The sequence below is a fragment of the Alteromonas sp. G4i35 genome (genome assembly GCF_054960375.1).
The window spans coordinates 77,673-94,057 of sequence record NZ_JBHNZD010000001.1; the positions used below are offsets into that span (position 1 = coordinate 77,673).

16 protein-coding genes are annotated in these 16,385 nt (G+C 45.3%); 11 read left to right on the forward strand and 5 right to left on the reverse strand.

All coding sequences use genetic code 11. The annotated features are described in order from the left end of the window. The first annotated feature begins 118 nt into the window (after window positions 1-118). Window positions 119-2,893: an XrtA/PEP-CTERM system TPR-repeat protein PrsT gene (prsT, locus tag ACFI6L_RS00330; RefSeq protein ID WP_462573200.1), complete on the forward strand. Its 2,775-nt coding sequence runs from the start codon at window positions 119-121 to the stop codon at window positions 2,891-2,893. A 116-nt stretch (window positions 2,894-3,009) separates the two neighbouring features. On the opposite strand, the gene ACFI6L_RS00335 is transcribed toward prsT, so the two are convergent. Beyond that, the gene (locus tag ACFI6L_RS00335) at window positions 3,010-3,864 is read right to left on the reverse strand and encodes an ion transporter (RefSeq protein WP_187447279.1); all 855 of its coding nucleotides are present in this window, start codon (window positions 3,862-3,864) and stop codon (window positions 3,010-3,012) included. A 209-nt stretch (window positions 3,865-4,073) separates the two neighbouring features. Here ACFI6L_RS00335 and ACFI6L_RS00340 point away from each other — a divergent pair, with 209 nt between their 5' ends. Next, window positions 4,074-4,232, forward strand: coding sequence for a hypothetical protein (locus ACFI6L_RS00340; protein ID WP_014997260.1), 159 nt, complete (start codon window positions 4,074-4,076; stop codon window positions 4,230-4,232). Window positions 4,233-4,371: 139 nt separating this feature from the next. Here ACFI6L_RS00340 and tolC read toward each other — a convergent pair whose 3' ends face one another. Then, the gene (gene tolC / locus ACFI6L_RS00345; protein ID WP_049587315.1) at window positions 4,372-5,745 is read right to left on the reverse strand and encodes an outer membrane channel protein TolC; all 1,374 of its coding nucleotides are present in this window, start codon (window positions 5,743-5,745) and stop codon (window positions 4,372-4,374) included. Window positions 5,746-6,040: 295 nt separating this feature from the next. On the opposite strand from tolC, the gene nudF reads away from it, so the two are divergent. The 5 genes from nudF (at window position 6,041) to parE (ending at window position 10,627) form a co-directional block, all read left to right on the forward strand. Then, the gene (nudF, locus tag ACFI6L_RS00350) at window positions 6,041-6,667 is read left to right on the forward strand and encodes an ADP-ribose diphosphatase (RefSeq protein WP_049587314.1); all 627 of its coding nucleotides are present in this window, start codon (window positions 6,041-6,043) and stop codon (window positions 6,665-6,667) included. Continuing rightward, entirely contained in the window at window positions 6,664-7,104 is a 441-nt protein-coding gene (locus tag ACFI6L_RS00355) for a DUF1249 domain-containing protein (protein ID WP_014975631.1), read from the forward strand. Before nudF ends, ACFI6L_RS00355 begins: the two co-directional genes overlap by 4 nt. Next, a complete protein-coding gene (locus tag ACFI6L_RS00360; protein ID WP_462573201.1) occupies window positions 7,101-7,904 on the forward strand; it encodes a metallophosphoesterase in 804 nt (267 codons plus the stop codon). Before ACFI6L_RS00355 ends, ACFI6L_RS00360 begins: the two co-directional genes overlap by 4 nt. Before the next feature lie 119 nt (window positions 7,905-8,023). Next, the gene (locus tag ACFI6L_RS00365; RefSeq protein WP_168477079.1) at window positions 8,024-8,605 is read left to right on the forward strand and encodes a YqiA/YcfP family alpha/beta fold hydrolase; all 582 of its coding nucleotides are present in this window, start codon (window positions 8,024-8,026) and stop codon (window positions 8,603-8,605) included. Window positions 8,606-8,731: 126 nt separating this feature from the next. Next, on the forward strand, window positions 8,732-10,627 hold the full coding sequence (gene parE, locus ACFI6L_RS00370; protein ID WP_014975634.1) for a DNA topoisomerase IV subunit B: 1,896 nt from the start codon (window positions 8,732-8,734) through the stop codon (window positions 10,625-10,627). Between the two features lie 124 nt (window positions 10,628-10,751). On the opposite strand, the gene ACFI6L_RS00375 is transcribed toward parE, so the two are convergent. Next, window positions 10,752-11,426 (reverse strand): hypothetical protein, encoded by a 675-nt coding sequence (locus ACFI6L_RS00375; protein ID WP_039231969.1) that lies wholly within the window; start codon window positions 11,424-11,426, stop codon window positions 10,752-10,754. A gap of 212 nt (window positions 11,427-11,638) precedes the next feature. On the opposite strand from ACFI6L_RS00375, the gene ACFI6L_RS00380 reads away from it, so the two are divergent. Both ACFI6L_RS00380 and ACFI6L_RS00385 read left to right on the forward strand, forming a co-directional pair. After that, the gene (locus ACFI6L_RS00380) at window positions 11,639-12,340 is read left to right on the forward strand and encodes an HAD family hydrolase (protein ID WP_462573202.1); all 702 of its coding nucleotides are present in this window, start codon (window positions 11,639-11,641) and stop codon (window positions 12,338-12,340) included. Window positions 12,341-12,518: 178 nt separating this feature from the next. Beyond that, window positions 12,519-13,841, forward strand: a complete 1,323-nt coding sequence (locus tag ACFI6L_RS00385) for a hypothetical protein (RefSeq protein WP_462573203.1) — start codon at window positions 12,519-12,521, stop codon at window positions 13,839-13,841. Window positions 13,842-13,906: 65 nt separating this feature from the next. Here the strand turns inward: ACFI6L_RS00385 and ACFI6L_RS00390 are convergent, their stop codons facing one another. After that, a complete protein-coding gene (locus ACFI6L_RS00390) occupies window positions 13,907-14,239 on the reverse strand; it encodes a hypothetical protein (protein WP_083648647.1) in 333 nt (110 codons plus the stop codon). A 260-nt stretch (window positions 14,240-14,499) separates the two neighbouring features. On the opposite strand from ACFI6L_RS00390, the gene ACFI6L_RS00395 reads away from it, so the two are divergent. Beyond that, window positions 14,500-14,691 carry a hypothetical protein gene (locus ACFI6L_RS00395; protein ID WP_044556911.1) on the forward strand — a complete coding sequence of 64 codons (192 nt, stop codon included), beginning with the start codon at window positions 14,500-14,502 and terminating at the stop codon, window positions 14,689-14,691. Between the two features lies 1 nt (window position 14,692). Here ACFI6L_RS00395 and epmB read toward each other — a convergent pair whose 3' ends face one another. Continuing rightward, on the reverse strand, window positions 14,693-15,718 hold the full coding sequence (epmB, locus tag ACFI6L_RS00400; RefSeq protein WP_462573204.1) for an EF-P beta-lysylation protein EpmB: 1,026 nt from the start codon (window positions 15,716-15,718) through the stop codon (window positions 14,693-14,695). 36 nt (window positions 15,719-15,754) lie between these two features. On the opposite strand from epmB, the gene efp reads away from it, so the two are divergent. Beyond that, the gene (gene efp / locus ACFI6L_RS00405) at window positions 15,755-16,324 is read left to right on the forward strand and encodes an elongation factor P (RefSeq protein WP_014975647.1); all 570 of its coding nucleotides are present in this window, start codon (window positions 15,755-15,757) and stop codon (window positions 16,322-16,324) included. Window positions 16,325-16,385 lie beyond the last annotated feature (61 nt).

Below are 16,385 nucleotides of genomic sequence, written 5' to 3' on the forward strand. Positions count from 1 at the left end.
ATGGCAAGGTTGCCACGAAATTGCACAGTTTAGATGAAATAATAGACAGTACACCATGCGCTATTTTCAATGTGTAGCGATGTGACAATAAAAAGTTGAGGTAGGGCAAGGAATTACAATGACAAAAATGAAACCCAATACATTACTTAAAAGCACAACGTTAGCGGTGATGCTGACCAGCGCGCTTTTATCTGGATGTAGTGAAAAATCAATGGAAAGCCATTTAGCAGATGCAAGGAACTACGCCTCTTCTCAACAAATCGACGCCGCCATTGTTGAATATAAAAATGCCATTCAAAAAGCGCCCGATGCCGCAGCACCGCGCTTCGAACTTGGCAAGCTGTACTTGCAGGAAAGTAATTTTTCAGCTGCTGAAAAAGAACTCAACAAGGCAATGGAACTTGGGCATCCTGTTAGCCAAGTCATTCCTCTATTGTCGGTCGCTTACCAACAGTCAGGCGCAGAAAATGCGCTGGCCGAAGTAGATTATCGCGCAGAAGGGATGTCAGCAGTTGAATCAGCCGAGGTGGGTTTTTATAAGCTACAGGCTTTAATGCAGCTAGGTAAAAACGAAGAAGCGCAAACGCTACTGGCTGATTTATCAACCCTAGATACGAGCTCAGTCTACAAAGGCCTTATTGACAGTTATGCCTTTGTTTTAGACAACGACATGGATGGAGCGCTAGCCGCCACCGAGAAGCTGCGAGAACAAGCCCCCACCAATAAAGACGTGCTACAACAGCTAGCAAAAATTTATCTTCAAAAAGGTGAGCCGAGTAAAGCTGCCGAGGTCTACGGCGTGTATGTGAGTCAGTATCCAGACGACGTAACCAGCAAATTTGCCTATGCAGCACTACTGATTGAGATAAGAGAACTCGATAAAGCAGAGCCTATTGTTGATGACTTGTTAGCTCTTAATGAAAATCATCCGCTGCTTAACACCTTTAAAGGCATCATTGAGTCGGCCAACGAAAATTATGCTAAGGCCCTCGAACACTTGGAAATTGCCGTTCAAAATGGAAGAAGTGATCAGGTCGTGCGTTTGGTTGCGGGCTTCAGTGCATATCAAATTCAAGACTTTGAAGCGGCACAGCGTCACCTGACAATGGTGGCTTCTAGTCTTCCTGATAATCACCCTGGTCTTCGTATGCTAGCAGACAGCATGCTGCAGCTCGGTGAAAATGATGAAGCGCTTGAAGTATTAGCGAGGGTAGAAGGCGAGCAAGGTATTGATGCCGCACTATTCTCTAAGGCAAGTTATCAGCTTTTAAAAGACGGTAACGTAGTCGGTGCACAGCAAATGGTGGCAAAGTCTGAAGCGGTGAGTACCACGGCAGAAGATTTATCTCGCTTAGGTGTTTTGCAGTTATCATTAAATGATATTGATGGCTTAGTTAATCTTGAACAAGCCGTAGAGCAGTCGCCAGAGTCTGTGACGTCACAAGCCACATTACTTCGCGCCTACATTGCTACTAGTCAGCTTGAAAAAGCAAAAAGCGCGGCGAAAGAGTGGCATGAAAAGTCACCTGAAACTGCAGCTCCGCTTATTTACCTAGGGAATATTGCGACGGCAGAGGGAGCCTACCAAGAGGCCGCCCAATATCTAGATAAAGCCAGTGAGCTAGAAGGTGCAAAGAATGAGGTGTTTTACTCTCGCGCTAAATTACTGGTAGCCGAAGGTAAAAACGATAACGCGATTTCCTTTGTTCGCGCCTTTATTGATAAGAACCCCGCCGATGTACAGGCGCTAGCGCTATGGTTTGCCCTCGCAACGGAAAAGGGGAACGCACAGGACGTTATCAAGCATACTCAAACACAGTTCAACACCAATAAAACAAATCTGAACTTAAGACTTCTTCTTGCAAGAATGTACTCGTTAAACAGTCAGCTTGATAAAACGGTTTCGCTTTTGTCAGATGTAGAAGGGAATGAAGCGTCGCCACAAGCGTTTTGGAACTTAAAGGGTCAAGCGCTTATCGCCACCAACAACGTAGAAGACGCGACAGTGTTTTTTGATCGTTGGCTATCGTTTTACCCGCAAGATAAAAATGCGGTATTGGGTAAGTTGTTGATTGTCGACTCTCAAAAGCAATTTGATCAGGGGCTGACGTTAACCAATAAGGTGTTGGCTAAACGCCCAGATGCACAGTTAACCTTATTGAAAGCTTACTTTCACAGCCGACTTGGGCAGGCAAAACCTGCATGGGAAATCATTAATAGCACGGCCGATGATGTTAAGGCTCTGCCTTTCGTTAGAGGCGTAATAGCGCGCTTACATCTTATTGATAAAGCGCCTGAGCAAGCGGTAGAGCATGCAAAAGCTGCTTATGACGCCACGCCAAACTCTGACAATGCTTTGTTATTAACGGCAGCGTTGGAGATGTCGGATAAAAAAGCTCAGGCCCATACGTTCCTTGAAAAACACGTTCAGATGCACAGCAACGACATCCCAAGTGCAATGCTGTTAGCCGAGCGTCAAATTGGCAAAGACCGAGCAGCAGCCATTAAAACTTATGAACAGGTGCTAGCTAAAACGCCAGATAATTTTGTCGTATTAAATAACCTGGCGTTTTTGGCGCTGGAAGATAAAAAACTTACCCGAGCAGAAGAGCTCGCTAAAAAGGCCGTATCACTGCAGCGTGAGAACGCAGACGCCGCGGACACGCTAGCGCAAATATACATTGCTAAAGGCGACAAAGCCGCAGCGCTTAAACTGTACGAGGAAGTCGCTGCACGTCCTATTGCGAACGACGACGTATATTTAAATTATGTGAGTGTATTACTTGAACTCGATAAAAAGGCGCTCGCCTCGCGCAAGCTGGCAAGCCGAGAGTTTAAGTCAGAGGCAGCCAAGCAAAGAGCGGAGTCACTTAAGCAGCAATACGGGCTTTAGACTCGCACGGGCGTATCTTGCTTTAGCCTAAATCTAGGCATCACCATTTTTGAGAAACTAAAAAGGCCACATCACACTGTGGCCTTTTTCAATTGCGCTATTCGGATAGAACGCACTTAGCTGGTTTTGTTTACCGTGCTATTTTGATTATTAGCGGCAAGCTGTGCCTTCAGCTCTCGCAATTCTTGCATCACATCTTGAAGGGTTGGCTCTATGTTCCCTTGAGCAATTTGCTCTTCAAGTAAGGCGGCTTCTTTTTCTGCTCGTGCTTTTTCGTTTTCTCTTTCCATCACATTCACCACGATACCAATCACCATGTTTAAAAACGCGAAGGCGGTGAAGAAAATAAAGGTAAGGTAGAAAATCCAGCTTAGCGAATAAACCTCCTGGGTCTCGTACATTACGTCAGTCCAATCTTCGAACGTCATAATTCTAAAGAGCGTTAGCATCGAGATAGTGATATCGCCCCACAGTACAGGGTTGATGGTTTCAAATAAGGTACTGCCTACTGCGGCATATATGTAGAAGATGATAAACATTAACAGCATTACGTAAGCTAATTGAGGCAATGCTTTAACCAAAGAAACTAACAGGATCCTAAGCTCGGGGATGATCGAGATCATACGCAGGACGCGGAACACACGCACCAAACGGGCGATAAGTGCCAGTTCGGTATCGTCTGCCGGAATGAGACTAATAACCACAATCAGTGTGTCAAACCAGTTCCAAAAGCTCTTGAAAAAGTAGCGTTTACGTTTTTCAGCCAAAAAACGAATGGTGATTTCTGTTAGAAAGAAGGCACTGATAAACCAATCTAAAAATAGTGTTACTGACGACATGCCAGCTGGCAGTTCATAGGTCTTGGCACCTACGAGTAGCGCTGAAATAACAATAACGCTTATTACAAAGGCTTCGAACCATTTATTGGCTCGAATGCGCTCAAATTTATTTTGAAGTTCAGAGGCTTGCATTTCTATTTATCACTCAAAGAAAAACCGAATAGCCAAAGGGCTTGTGGTAAGCGCCATTGGCTGTATACTAAATAATCAGAAGTGCAGCGTACGCGCACTTATTGCATACAAATGTAGGGGCACAACGGGCGTTTTAAACCTGTCTCGTCGCACGTTACCTAAACGTTTATCAAGCCGAATACACAGGCTTAAAAATAAAGGGCATAATCATGGATGATGAATTACGGTTGTTGCAAGAGAAATTGCATCGTGTAGCGGAACGCTTGTCTAACTTCGCGCCCACAAAGCAAAATGCAGAAGCCTTGCGTATGGAATATCGCCAACTGCTAAGCGCACTTAAGAAATATACACCTACATCGCCAACTTAATCATCATTAACATAGCCCTTTTTCGCGACTCAGCATCGCATTTCTTCAGGTGTCATATTATCTCAGGCATAAAAAAGGGCAGCACTGGCTACCCTTTCTTTCACTATTGAGCATGTACTAAACGCTCAACTATCCAATGCTAATCATTGGTGTTGGTTTCTGCTGGCTTAAGACCACGGTTGATCATAGCCACATCTTCACCTGTCAATGTACCTGCCGCTTGCTTAAGCGTAACCACTGACTGAATAAAGTCATAGCGTGCGCCCGCAAGGTTACGACGTGCATCGAACAGGTTACGTGTGCTGTCTAGCACGTCAACAATGGTACGTGTACCTACATCAAAACCTGCTTCTGTTGCTTTAAGGGCGCTGTCTGCTGAGACCACTGACTGCTCTAAAGCACGAATCGTTGAGATTGACGCTTTTACATTGTTAAACGAGCTGCGAATAGACTGCACAGTTTGACGATAAGTCTGTTCAGCTGCTTGGCTTGCTGCAACATAGTTAAACTTAGCTTGGTCGGTTTGCGATGAAACGCGAGAGCCTTGATAGATAGGCACATTCAATTGAACCGCAACTGACTGACTATCAAGATAAGGTGTTTCAAACTGTAAGAACGGGTTTGAAATATCGTCTTTGCTTCGCGATGCGTTAGCTGTTAAACCAAGGGTAGGTAAGTGACCCGAGCGCGCAATTGAAATATCTTCTTTCGCGATATCCATAGCAAGTCTGTCAACCAGAAGTGCTAAGTTTTTATCCTGCGCAGTTTCTAGCCACTCATCGACAGCCGCTGGCACAGGCATAGTTGCGGCAAAATTCTCTGTGTTTAGCCCAAACAAACGATCGTGATATTTACCTGTAATTACGCGAAGCGCTTCAAGAGCAAATTCAAGCTGATTCTTTGCTTGGATTTCCTGCGCCACCGTGCTGTCGTAATTGGCCTGAGCTTCGTGTACGTCAGTAATAGCCGTTAAACCCACTTCAAAACGCTGGCGAGTTTGTTCTAACTGGCGCTCAATGGCACGTTTTTCAGCGCCCACAAATTCAACATTGTCACGTGCACGTAATACGTCAAAATAAGCAGTAACCGTACGCACAATAACGTCTTGCATGCTAGCGGCAAGCTGGGCGTCGCTTTGCTCGGCCACTTTTTCAGCGCGATCCAGCCCTAGCCAGTTTGCGTGGTCGTAAAGTGACATTTGTACCTGCAAACCATAATCGATAGTGTCTACGTCTGTTTCAAATACCACAATTTGAAGGTCATCAGCATTAGCACCTAACGTTTGTGCACGTTCAGCTGTAGAAGTTGTATAGCCTACCGAGCCAGATATCTGTGGTAGAAGGTTTGCGCGGCTAATACTAATCCCTTCAAACGCTGCATCACGTTGCGCTTTCGCTTGGTTTACCAATGGGTCGTTCGCCAGTGCTTGTTGATATACCTGCATAAGGTCATCGGCCAGCGCACCCGTTGTCATCGAAACTCCGATAACCAGCGACAGAAGTGTTCGTTTCATGCTTACGTCTTCCTGTTGTGTTCAAGTTGCGTCGTCATTCGCTCTAAGGGACGACTTAATAAAACCAAGTGTATGAAAATTCAACCACAAACCGAAAGTCCAAACTCGTAACAGTATTTGATTAACTGTAACAGAATATGTGATCTACCCACGCAATTATTATAGTAATAGACGACTTGTAATATGATTTTCTGTTATTCGCTCACACCCCGTTATGCATTTTTAACGCATATACATGGTTGGTGTGTAAATGTACTATGTATGATAAATCTATTTGAACCATAAGTGTCAGCAAATGAGCAAGGAATTCCTTTCATTTACCTCAAATGACGTCGAAATCACTGACATTAAGCCAGTGTATCGTGGTTTCTTTACCATGAATCAGTATCAATTTAAGCACAAGTGTTTTAATGGAGAGTGGAGTGATACCGTCACGCGAGAAATATTTGAACGCGGTCATGCAGTAGGCGTTTTGCCTTACGATCCAGTTCTTCAAGAGTTTGTGCTAATCGAGCAAGTAAGAATTGGGGCATTAGCCACATCTTCAAGCCCTTGGTTGATAGAAATTATTGCTGGCATGATTGATGAAGGTGAAACACCTGAAGCGGTATGCCATAGAGAGTCTATGGAAGAGGCGGGTATCACGTTAGATAAATTAACGAAAGCATTGAGCTATTTGTCTAGTCCGGGCGGGACCACAGAAAGATTACATATTTTTATTGCAAAGACCGACGCTAGCCAAGCGCATGGTGTGCACGGCCTGGAAAGTGAGTCTGAAGATATTAAAGTGCATCGCATTAAAGAGAACACAGCCCTTGAATGGTTGGAGAATGGCCATATTGACAACGCCGCAGCGGTAATTGCGCTACAATGGTTCTTTATGCACAAAACACAACTTCTGGAGCAGTGGCAGACATCGTGACACAACGCAATCAACGAAAATACGTACCTCATCTTCCTTCAATGCAGGCGCTTTGCGAACTGAACTACTCCCATGTTCTGAGAATTTTGCCTGATTGCGATACGGAAGATTTGAGCTATGAATTTTCGGTTGGTGTCGGCCTGTCTTATGAAATACGTATTGTAGAGTCTGCTCGCTACACCAGTACGTTAAGCATTAAGCAAACCACTAAAGATATGCCCTCATATTTAACGCCCAGCATGACGGTGCGCCTATATCACGATGCGCGTATGGCAGAGGTTATTAATAGCCAAAATACGGGAGCGCTTGAACCGTCGTACGAGTATCCGAATTTAAAAATGCGCCAGCGTAACGAAAAGCACATGGTGAATATCTTTTTAGCTGAATGGCTAAACTTCTGTTTGCAACACTCCTCAAATGTTACATCTGAAGCGTGATTACACTTATACAACTCAGTGATTGCCACTTACTGAAAGATAATAATAAAACGGGATATGCGGGCATCGCGCCCTATGATTCACTAGCACGCGTCCTTTCTGATATCCAGAATTACATTGTTCAAGAAGTCGCCAGCGAGCTCCAGCAGAGAGCAAAGCACCAAGTAATTGTGCTAGTGACTGGGGATATTAGTGGCGATAATTCACCTGAGAGCTACGAGCATTTTATCGCATTGATGGAGCAATATATTGAGCCAGCAAATATAGAATGGTTTGTGCTGGCGGGTAACCACGATAATAATCCGTACTTTGAAAAATATCTTAGCAGCCGTCATTTAAAGAGCAATGACCCGATAAGCTTTCCCAATTGGCAAATACACGGCCTGGATACCCGCGCTATAACCAATAAGCAAACGGCAGCCGGGGAAGTAAAAGAAAGCGATATACAGGCGCTAGAACAAGCGCTAATTAGGTCACCACAGGCCAATCATCTCGTTGCACTTCATCACCACATATTGCCTTCAAACAGTTGGATGGATAAGCACTCGTTAGCTAACGGGCAACAGATAGCCGCGTTAATAGACGAACATCCACAAGTGAAAGCTGTCATTCACGGCCATGTGCATTCGCCATTGCGCCAGCAAATAGGAGTGAACAAAACGCTTTCTTACGCAAGCCCATCTACCTGTTGGCAATGGGAAATGCGTCCCGAATTCGGTGTTAGCAATGAAGCGCCAGGGTATCAGGTGATGAGCTTAATGGATGGTGGCTCGGTGGGCGTTAAGGTTGTTCGGGTTTAGCTTTCGCGCTCTTTGCTTAAGCGTGGCTGTTTTGGAAGTATTTGGCGTTAAGAACAGTTTTGAACTCTCATCGAGTCCATATTAAATATAGAAACAGAGAACACAGAATAGAGAAAAACATGCAGCACATTTTATATCTTCACGGCTTTTTAAGTTCGCCGAAATCCATTAAGGCGCAAGCCACAAAAGCGTATTTTGAGCAGCATCACGCAAACGTTACCCTACATATTCCAGAGCTGTCTAATTTCCCCAGTAAAGTAGAAGGCCAGCTAATTTCACTTATTGAGAACACTCCAGCTCTGCTTGAAAACGGGCTGAAGCTTATAGGTAGTTCAATGGGGGGCTATCTCTCTACGTTTTTGCTTGAAAAATTTGGAGGCAAAGCGGTGTTAATTAACCCTGCAGTTCGCCCCTACGAGCTGTTGCAAGGCTTTATCGGCACTCATGAAAATCCTTACAGCAAGGAAAAGTTTGAAATAGTTGAAAGCGATATAGGGGTAATTCAAGCGTTAGAGGCAGCGTCAATCAAAGAACCAAACAGTTACAAAGTGTTGCTTCAGACAGAAGATGAAACGTTGGATTACCGTTTGGCTGAAGAAAAGTACGCGCAAAGTCACCTGGTTATTGAAGAGGGTGGCGATCACAGCTTTGTAGGCTACGAAAATCACTTGCCTGCTATTGCCGAGTTTTTGCTGAAATAAGCGCATTGCCAGTCTTTACTAGCCCTGCTAACATCAAACATATTGCTGTGCGGCGCTATACTATATAGCTAACCTTAGTGCTGCGTATCTCTTTCTTTGTCGCTGGCTTAAATAACAACCATAACTATGTCAAATCAATACAATTCAGATGCTATCGAGGTTTTAAACGGCCTCGACCCCGTAAAACGCCGCCCTGGTATGTATACCGACACTACCCGCCCGAATCATTTGGGTCAGGAAGTCATCGATAACAGTGTGGATGAAGCGCTTGCTGGGCACGCCTCTAACATCAAAGTAATTTTGCATGAAGACCAATCGTTAGAAGTTATCGACGATGGTCGTGGTATGCCGGTAGATATCCACCCTGAAGAAGGGATATCAGGCGTAGAGCTTATTCTATGTAAGCTTCACGCGGGTGGTAAATTTTCAAATAAAAACTATGCTTTCTCTGGTGGTCTTCACGGGGTGGGGATCTCGGTAGTTAACGCGCTTTCAACCCGCGTAGAAGTAACTATTCGACGAGACAGTAACGTATACCAAATTGCCTTTGAAAACGGCGACAAAGTCGAAGACTTACAAGTAATCGATACCTGCGGTAAACGCAATACAGGAACTCGTGTTCACTTCTGGCCTGACCCGCAATATTTCGACTCGGCAAAATTCTCAGCCAGCCGACTTGTGCACAACTTGCGCGCTAAAGCGGTATTAAGCCCGGGTCTGCGCATTCGCTTCGACAACAAGATTACCAAAGAAAGCCAAGAGTGGTATTACGAAGACGGCCTTAAAGACTACCTCTACCAAGCGGTAGAAGAGTTTGAAACCTTACCGTCTGACACGCCTTTTGTGGGTACATTCAGCGGCAATACAGAAGCCGCCGATTGGGCTGTAATGTGGTTGCCTGAAGGTGGAGATTTGGTAACGGAAAGCTACGTTAACCTTATTCCTACAGCGCAAGGCGGTACACACGTTAACGGGTTGCGCCAAGGCTTACTGGAGTCAATGCGCGAATTCTGCGAATTTAGAAACTTAATGCCCCGTGGCGTTAAGTTATCGCCTGATGATATTTGGGACCGCTGTGCCTATATTCTATCGACTAAAATGCAGGACCCACAGTTTGCCGGGCAGACTAAAGAGCGCCTGTCTTCACGTCAGGCCAGCGCGTTTGTATCAGGTGTAGTGAAAGACGCATTCAGCCTTTGGTTAAACCAACACACTGAAATTGCTGAAGCGCTTGCTGAAATGTGTATCAACAATGCACAGCGTCGTCTTCGTCAAACCAAAAAGGTTGCGCGTAAAAAGGTCACTCAAGGGCCGGCACTACCCGGTAAACTGACCGACTGCTCATCACAAGATATTTCTTATTCTGAACTGTTTTTAGTAGAGGGTGACTCGGCAGGTGGCTCGGCTAAGCAAGCGCGAGACCGAGAGTTTCAGGCAATTATGCCGCTGCGCGGTAAAATCTTAAATAGCTGGGAAGTCGACTCTTCTCAGGTACTGGCTTCACAGGAAATTCACGATATTTCAGTTGCGCTGGGTATCGACCCAGACTCGACGGACCTGTCTGGTTTGCGCTACGGTAAAATATGTATTCTTGCCGATGCTGACTCCGATGGGCTACACATTGCAACGTTGCTATGTGCGCTCTTTGTACGTCATTTCAGAACCTTGGTTGAACAAGGTCATGTGTATGTCGCTATGCCGCCGCTATTTAGAATAGATGTAGGCAAAGAGGTGTATTACGCGCTAGATGAAGGCGAGAAGCAGGGCATTCTTGACCGAATTGAAGCGGAAAAGAAACGCGGTAAAGTCAACGTACAGCGCTTTAAAGGCTTGGGTGAAATGAACCCGCTACAGCTTCGCGAAACAACCATGGACCCGAATACCCGTCGCCTTGTTCAGCTGACCATTGAAGACGCGGAAGAAATGATGGAGTTGATGGACATGCTACTTGCTAAGAAGCGTTCTGGCGACCGTAAAACATGGCTTGAAAGCAAAGGTAATATGGCCGAAGTGGCGTTGTAGATTGCAGAAACGCGCCGCTTTTGTGCTTATTTATAGAAGCTTGTATCGATAACGCTGTTCAAACAAGCGACCGCTAGACAAGCAACCTTAACGCTAGATGAAGCAAATCGAAAACGCCGAGATACTATCCTGATACGGAAATTTCTCGGCGTTTTAGTTTGTGCATCTGCAATAAAATACTGCCACGCATAATTACGCTGGTGCCGTTTAGGATAAGTAGCGGCCAGCTTTGGCTTAATGGCATTGTTAGGCCAAACAATAAAGTGCTAACGTCTTTTATCAATATATTGCGAAACAGCGCAAATGACAGCGACCCCACTTTTTGTCTGCGCTGCAGTACAAACCACTGGTGCAGTGAACCTTGAAATAAGATAACGGTAACGACCAGCATTAAGGTATTTGCGCCAAGCTGTGCAAGCGTTGGGAAAGGGCGAAAAGCAATGGAAAGTGTGCCACCAATGAGAGCTAGCAGAGCAACAGCGGCAACATAGCCTGAAATTGTAGTGCGCCTGTGTTGCCATATTTTCCAAATGATAATGAGCGTAAGTATGAGCGCGCCAAATCGTGTCCACACCAAGTAATGGTTGAAAGGCTCTACCGAAATGCCAAATAGGAAAATTGAGAAAAAGGCAAAATAGCTAGAGCCAAACTGGTTAAGTGACAGACTGTGGTTAGCATCGTCACTTTCGCTAGAAACGGGCACGTGAAAGCGCGTCATGGCCTTAATTTGTGACCATAATCCTAACCATGTCAGTAAAAACAGCGCGGCACTGGCAAAGCCTAGTATGTGGTAAAGCACCCAATTTGCTCCACGTTGAAAATGTTCTAGCTCGTGAATGCCCCAGTGTATCACAGGACTGGCACTGTTCTGGCATGTTCTGACATATGGCATGCAAACAATCACTATTAACAAAGCAGTGCAGCAGGGGCTAAAGGTGTTATCGTTTTTTCGGTATCGATGACACCCAATATGTTTTCAAAACCGGTATTGAACTAGCACGGAGGTTTATTTTGGCATTGCACTCAGTTTCTTCATCAACCCGCCAGTTAGCGGTAAGCGACAAAACCACAACGCTATTATTTGATCACGACGGTACCCTTATTGACTCAGAATCCGTACATTTTGACCTGTGGAAAGACATTTTGCTGGGGTACGATGTTGAATTAAGCGAGGATTTTTATTGTGAAGTGATGGCGGGTATTCCAGTAAAGCAAAATGCTGTCGATCTCGTCGAACATTTTAATATTGATGTAGCGCCGCAGGTGCTAGCAGAGCAAAAGCACAAAAGCATTAGCGACTACTTAGACAAGCAAGCTTTCCCCTTAATGCCGTTTGCTAAAGAAACCATTGAACATTGTGCAAACAAAGGCTATACCATTGGCATTGTGACTGGGGGAAGTAAAAAGTCGGTGGAAAAAACCTTATCTCAGTATGATTTGAGTGCTTATATATCTTGCGTGGTTGCCGTTGAAGACGTCGAAAACAGCAAACCAGCACCTGACTGTTACGCGCTTGCAATGGACAAGCTAGGAAAAATTCCAGATGAATGTGTAGCAATTGAAGACACGCAAACCGGCATGACAGCGGCACTTGCGGCAAACCTAGCCTGCGTTGTGATACCCACGGATTTGTCGAAACATCATGACTTGTCTGGCGCTACAGTGCGGTATACAAGCTTGAAGGACTGGGTGAATGGCGAACTCGTTTTTTAGCGAATGCGGTGGTGGTTAATTGCCGACTTGTCGTGCCACTTGTCACTGGTGGCGCGAAAATAGATAACGTAGTATAACCAGCACGTTAGGGCGTAACTTTCTTTGTTTTACAGCAAAGAATGCCAGAGGCGCTAACTTATTTTTAATTCATTGTTATGACAGGTACAGCTGATTTCTCATGATTTTGCGTAGCGTAAAATGGCTTTTGATTACTCTTGCCATCATTGTTGTTCTGCTTGTAGTAAGCGTTGCTACGATTACGGTTATGGCTGTGCAAAAAGCGCCATTAGTCGCATCGACAGCGCCCACACAGCTAGATGGTGCTGATAGCGTTAATGAACTCCTCGGTCAGCTGCAACAGGCGTTTTCTCGCCGAGAAGAAGGCCATCAAGTTACGCTCACCGAAACCCAAGTCGAAAGCTTAGTGGGTGTGTTACAGCGTGCATTACCTGACTTTAAGGGCGTAGTGAATATCACGCCGTTGGCGGGAACCATTAACGTCACTTACGCTATCAACAATACGGGGTATTATGTAAATGCGTCAGCACTAGTACTGCCTGGAGATAGCTTGCGTATAGAGCAAGTCCAAGTTGGCGACTTAACCATTCCGGGTCGTTTTTTACTTGGGTTTTTAGAGCGTACGGTGAACTCTTATACGCAATCAGAAATAGCCACCATTGCGTTATCGCGGGTTGAACGTGTGACCATGAGAAGCGGTGAACTTACCCTTGATGTTGGGCGTTTAGATGAGCTGCTAAGCGAGTTAAACGTGGTGGCGTCGAACATGTCGGTAAGCGAACAGACCGAGCTTCAGCAGTTATCTGCGTACTATTTACGGTATTTGTCTGGTAGAGAAATAGCCTTATCAAATAAACCGGTATCCCTTATTGAATACTTGCGCGAAGGGATGGCGCGGGCGAGAGAGCAAAGCCAAACCCCTCAAGATGCAGTACTGCATAATAATGCGGTAATCCTCGCTTTAGCGGTTTACGTTGGGCATCATCGTGTTGGGACTCTGGTGGGCGACATACAGCCAGATTCCGAAAAAGCGTTAAAGCCTCGCAGAGGTGCTGTGCTGCACAAGCGCAACGATTTGGCTCGTCACTTTATTATTTCTGCTGCATTGGAATTGTTGGCGGAACAAGGCATGTCCCTAGCAATTGGCGAGTTTAAAGAACTCATGGACCGCGGTAATGGTGGCTCTGGCTATAGTTTTGTCGACCTGGCAGCTGATATGTCGGGTACTGAGTTTGCAAAAGTTGCGACCCATCCAAATACTGCAATGGAAGTGCAAAACGCGATTGCGCGCATTCAAAGTGAGCTTGAAATCATCCCGCCTATCGATGGGCTGCCTGAAGGCTTAAGTAAGCAAGCGTTTACCGAACAATATCAACGGGTAGACAGTGAAGCGTACTTAAAAGAAGTCGAGGAAATTAAAGGCCGAATTCGCTTACTGCCGCTTTATCAAAAAGAAGCAGTAAGGCGTGAGAGTGCGCCGTAAGTGAGAAGCTAGTTCAAAAAAGCCCGCAAATAAAGCGGGCTTTTCGTTATTAAATTTAGTACGAACTAGCTTTTAGATAGAGATTGCTGAAATTGCGCAATGGTCACCAACGCTAATTCTATCTTTTTAACCAGTGGCGCCAGAGCTTGTTTAGCCGCATCGTCATCCAGTTCTTTTAGCGCTTGCCAGTCGCTGGCAATTTCTTGTACATACGGACCGAATCGTTTGGCTGATGTGGTAAACCCGCTGTCATCAGCAAACACTGCTGCAAACTTACCTTTTTGATCGCGCTGTAAATTATCTAATATCTGGTCAGCATCAACAGCTTTGCGGTGTAACGTTTGAATGGTTTCCTGAAGTTGTTGATGAACAGCTTGCATCTCTTGGCTTTGTTGCATGATCGCGCCTTTTGTTTCTGAGTGTTAAGTGTACGCATTACCCGCACACTTTATGTTTACGTATAAATCCCGTGGCTATCATTGTTGCCACAATAAATGCCACTCGGTAAATAATGATTAAAGTTTCGTCTTTCAAGGCCGATAACCTAAAGACTGTTGTAAATTACGAAGCTTGTTGGTTACGTAATGCACAACACGCCGTAAAGGTGGGCAATTCTGCCCATTTTTTTACTTTGCTACAAGCAACAAAGGAAAATGGTATGGATCTACAAGGTACTAGTGCCTCTGGAACGTCCGGTGCGTCACTTGAGTTGGCCTCTCTTAAGTTGGCTAAAAGCCAACAAGAGCAAGAGGGACAAGCGTCGCTTCAGTTGCTGGAATCAGCTTCTGACGTACCAAAATCGTCATCTTCAAACCCCGCGTTAGGCGCCAACGTCGATACCTTCGCGTAAGTTAGGGATGCAACTTTAAGTCGATAGGCGTTTTGCCGGGTTGACCGCCAATTTCTCTCACCAGTTTTGGCACCAAAAAGCCCGGCAGGCGCTTTATCGCTTCTTCCATAATTGCTCGGCCTTTATCGTCACTCACATAAAAGTGGCTCGCACCCTGTACTTTATCTAAAACGTGCAAATAATAGGGTAACACTCCGGCTTCAAACAGCGTTTCGCTTAAATCACTAATTGCATCGGCAGAGTCATTTATTCCTTTTAGCAATACCGATTGATTGAGCAAGGTGACGCCTTTTTCTCGCAATATATTTAAACGCACTTTCAACGTTTCTGACATCTCATTGGCGTGGTTTGCATGCAGCACTAATACTTTTTGAAGCGGCAATGCGCTAAACCATTCAACAAAGTCATGGCTAATTCGTTCTGGTAGCACTACCGGCAGACGGCTATGAATACGCAGGCGCTTTATGTGGTCAATAGCGGCAATTTCTTTGGCTAGCCACGACAGATGATCGTCTTTCGCCATCAGTGGGTCGCCGCCTGAAAAAATCACCTCATTTATTTGGTTGTTATTACGAAGGTAATCAAGCACATCAAGCCATTGGTGTTTGCTTACCGCATTATCGGCGTAAGGAAAATGGCGGCGAAAACAGTAACGGCAGTTTACTGCACAGCCGGTGCGAACCATCAACAACACGCGAGAATCGTATTTGTGCAATATGCCTTTGCCTGCTGTATCGTGTTCGTCTAACGGATCTTCGCTGTAGCCTGGTGATGTTAGAAATTCGTCGCTGAGCGGCATAACTTGTAAAAAAAGCGGGTCGTGTGGATTGCCTTTCTCCATCAGTTCCACAAAATGTCGTGGAACACGCATAGGAAAAAGTCGGCGCGCTTTAATGTGTTGGGCGTATTTTTCTTGGTCTAAACCTAAGTGTTGCAACAGCTTTGCAGGATCGGTAAAGCTACTTGCTAATTCTTTTTGCCAGTTATGCTCTACAGAAATCGGTTTTTTAGGTATTATTTGTTCCACGAAACTTTTTGTACCTTATGTTTAGACAGAGGAATTATGGCTAATTACAGCACTAACGAGTTCAAAGGCGGCCTGAAAATCATGCTGGACGGCGAACCTTGCAACATTCTAGAAAACGAATACGTAAAGCCGGGTAAGGGCCAAGCGTTTAACCGCGTAAAAATCCGCAAGCTTATTTCAGGTAAAGTTTTAGAGAAAACTTTCCGCTCAGGTGAATCAGTAGAAGGCGCTGACGTAATGGATACGGAGCTTGCCTACTTGTACACCGACGGCGAATTCTACCACTTTATGAACAACGATACATTCGAACAAATCGCTGCAGACGAAAAAGCAGTGGGTGAGAATAAAAAGTGGTTGGTAGAAAACGACGTTTGTACCATTACATTGTGGAACGGTTCACCTATCACGGTTACGCCACCAAACTTTGTTGAGCTAGAGATCACTGAAACTGATCCTGGTCTTAAAGGTGATACAGCGGGTACAGGCGGTAAGCCAGCAACGCTGAGCACTGGTGCAGTTGTTCGCGTACCTCTATTCGTTCAAACCGGCGAAGTTATCCGTGTAGATACGCGCTCTGGCGAATACGTGTCTCGCGCACAAAAATAGTATCTGAGACATTCTGTTTACGTGTAAAGCCGGTGCCTTTGTGTACCGGTTTTTTGTTTTA